This is a genomic window from Microcoleus sp. B13-B6 (genome assembly GCF_036705405.1).
Taxonomy (GTDB): Bacteria; Cyanobacteriota; Cyanobacteriia; order Cyanobacteriales; family Microcoleaceae; genus Microcoleus.
The window spans coordinates 1-2,644 of the sequence record NZ_JAUBUJ010000143.1 but is presented as its reverse complement, the minus strand read 5'-3'; the positions used below and the strand labels follow the sequence as shown (position 1 = coordinate 2,644).

General features: G+C 46.8%; 3 protein-coding genes. All 3 read right to left on the bottom strand.

Annotated elements, in window-relative coordinates; genetic code table 11:
- Nucleotides 1–78: 78 nt before the first annotated feature.
- Nucleotides 79–579: a 2-oxo-4-hydroxy-4-carboxy-5-ureidoimidazoline decarboxylase gene (gene uraD / locus QUB35_RS35800; RefSeq protein ID WP_333147338.1), complete on the bottom strand. Its 501-nt coding sequence runs from the start codon at nucleotides 577–579 to the stop codon at nucleotides 79–81.
- A gap of 317 nt (nucleotides 580–896) precedes the next feature.
- Nucleotides 897–1,916, bottom strand: a complete 1,020-nt coding sequence (locus QUB35_RS35795) for an aromatic ring-hydroxylating dioxygenase subunit alpha (protein WP_333147337.1) — start codon at nucleotides 1,914–1,916, stop codon at nucleotides 897–899.
- A gap of 240 nt (nucleotides 1,917–2,156) precedes the next feature.
- Nucleotides 2,157–2,519, bottom strand: coding sequence for a hydroxyisourate hydrolase (gene uraH / locus QUB35_RS35790; RefSeq protein WP_333147334.1), 363 nt, complete (start codon nucleotides 2,517–2,519; stop codon nucleotides 2,157–2,159).
- Nucleotides 2,520–2,644: the final 125 nt, after the last annotated feature.

Below are 2,644 nucleotides of genomic sequence, written 5' to 3'. Positions count from 1 at the left end.
CTGTTCCACAGCAACAGGCATCTTGCTTGTGAAGCAAAGATTGAATTTTCTTGTGGGGTGGGCATCCTGCCCGCCCGATTAATTTTGAATTGCCGACTCCAGGCGAAAGCGGGCTATTTCGCAAATTTCAGCTACAGCCTGCTGCATTTCAGTTTCCTGGGAGTTGTCGAGGCGCTGTTTAAATGCTTCGAGAATGCTGGTTTTAGTGTGTTTTTTCACGGCCGCAATGAAGGGGAAATCAAACTTTTGGCGGTACGATCGATTCAGGAATTGAAAGCGATCGAACTCTTCAACAGAAAGTTTATCCAAACCGGCACCGGCTTGTTCGCTAACGGATGCTTCCGCCATTTTTGCTTTGCTTCCTAAATCCGGGTGGGCTTGAATTAAAGCTAATTTTTCGGCTTCAGTCATGGCGCTGACAACTGTTACCATTTTGGCGTGCAAGTCGGCTGTGGATGCGAAAGGGCGATCGTCCCAAGTGCGGCGGGCGATGGCTGGTGTATGTTCAAAAATCTCGCCGAGGGCTTGTGTAAATTCTTCCTGGCTGAGTTGGTTGAGTTGAACTAAAGAGTATGGCATTTTGAATCGGTTGATTAAGTTTAATTAGCTTTGTTTTACTTTTTAGTTTGATTGAACCGCTTTCGTCGCGTTCTGCGAAGCAGTTCCCGAAGGGTAGGGCACGAAGGAAGAAGAGGGAAGAAGAGGGAAGAAGTAAATAATCTTCTACTGGTGAAGTTGTATTGTGTGCGGTTGATTGACCGTGATTCCTGTAGGGGCGGGTTCACCAACCATAGTCGCCAAAAACCGACAATCTCAAAAACCCTTCCTAAGCCTATGTATTATGGGCGATCGATCTGATTGCTAATGACTGATGACTACTGACTACTGACTGATGATTAATGACTGCTGACTTGAGTTTGTTCGACTTCGCCGTGGGCTTTTAGGAGTGCAGCAATTTTGCGGCGGATGATGATTCCCGGTTTATCTGTCAGCATATGCTGTTCTTGGGTGATGTCGAGGGGTACGTCCCAATCGGTGGTTTCTAAAATGCGTTTGTCTTCTAATGTAACGGCGCGATCGAAGGCAATAATATCGCTGGTTTTAGCATCGGCTTCGGTATCGTTGCGGAGGCAAAATTGCACCATTTGAGATGCGGAATCGTTAATCGGAGTCATGGTATTGACGATGATGTGAACGAGTCCGTTTGGGTAAACAATCCGCAGTTTGACGGTAAAGGGCATAAACCAAATTCCGTCGATCGTCCGCACGGTTTCTTGTTGCTCGATTTTTAAGTTTTGCTGTTGCTGTGCGGGATTTGCTACGCCTAAAATGCTGCGGTAGTGCAGTTCCCATTCTGTTTCTTCAAATTCCATTACATCCGGGGCGAGATGTGCTTCGCTACCGAAAGTTGCGGTATGTACAAAAGACGGATGCGCCATATCTAATTCATTTTCCATTACTCGCAATCCCGCACAATTCCAGCGTTCGTAAAATTCGTGAATTTGGCGGTAATTCGAGTCTGCAGCTTCGGGAATATCGGGAATTTCTGCCAGCGGTTCTCCCAGACAAACCCAAACGTATCCGTAGCGATCGCGCGTGCGGTAAGCTTTTACTTTATAATTTGCAGAAATTGCGCCGTTTTGCTGCTGCGGAACGCTGACGCAGGTTCCAGATGAGTTGAATGTCCAGCCGTGGTAAGCGCAGCAAATGTTGCCGCCGACAATTTTGCCGATCGACAGTTTAGCCGTGCGGTGACAGCAGCGGTCTTCAACTGCGGCGGGTTTACCTTCGGAATCCAACCACAAAACGATTGATTCTCCTAATAGTTCAAGCGCTTTTGGTTCGCCGGACAATTCGGATGTAGGAATCACTGGATACCAGAATCGTTTTAAAATAGGTTGCTTCGTAACTAACATAATCCCTCCTATTATAAATAATAACTAAATCCTTCTTCCTTCTATCTGATATCTTGCACCATTCTCAGTAAGGTTTTTATGGGCGGACTCTCCTGCCCAACCCCTACTCCCCACAAGAAATTTATTCTTTGTGGAACAGGCTTTCCGGCCTGTTCTTGAGGTGCTTTCACCCACAAGAAATTTATTCTTTATGGAACAGGCTTTCCGGCCTGTTCTTGAGGTGCAAGATGTGAACGTTATTCAACTACCGCGATAGGTACTGTAAGACCACGGCGAAACTAGCAAAGGTACGTGATAATGCGCGCTTGAATCTGCGATGCCGAACTGAATCGGAACGCTGTTTAAAAACGGCGGTTCTGGCAAATTTTCGGCAGACTGCGCGAAGTATTCGCCCACAGAAAAGACTAATTCGTAAACTCCCGGTTTGAGTTCGCTTTCGGATAGTAAAGGATCTGTGGTGCGGCCGTCAGCATTAGTTGTTACAGTTTTCAGCAGCGTTTTTGCGCCGGAGTTTGGGTCAATTGAATGCAGGGCGATCGGCATATTTGCAGCCGGACAGCCGCGGGCTGTATCGAGAACGTGAGTAGTAAGTTTTCCTGACATTTTTTATTCAAGAAGGAAGAAGGAAGAAGGAAGAGGGATGATATCATGTCCGGTGTGCGATTCGTTTAACCTAAATGGGTAGGTTCTCCTATCCAGGGACGGTTAGCCTAACTCTCAACGGAGTT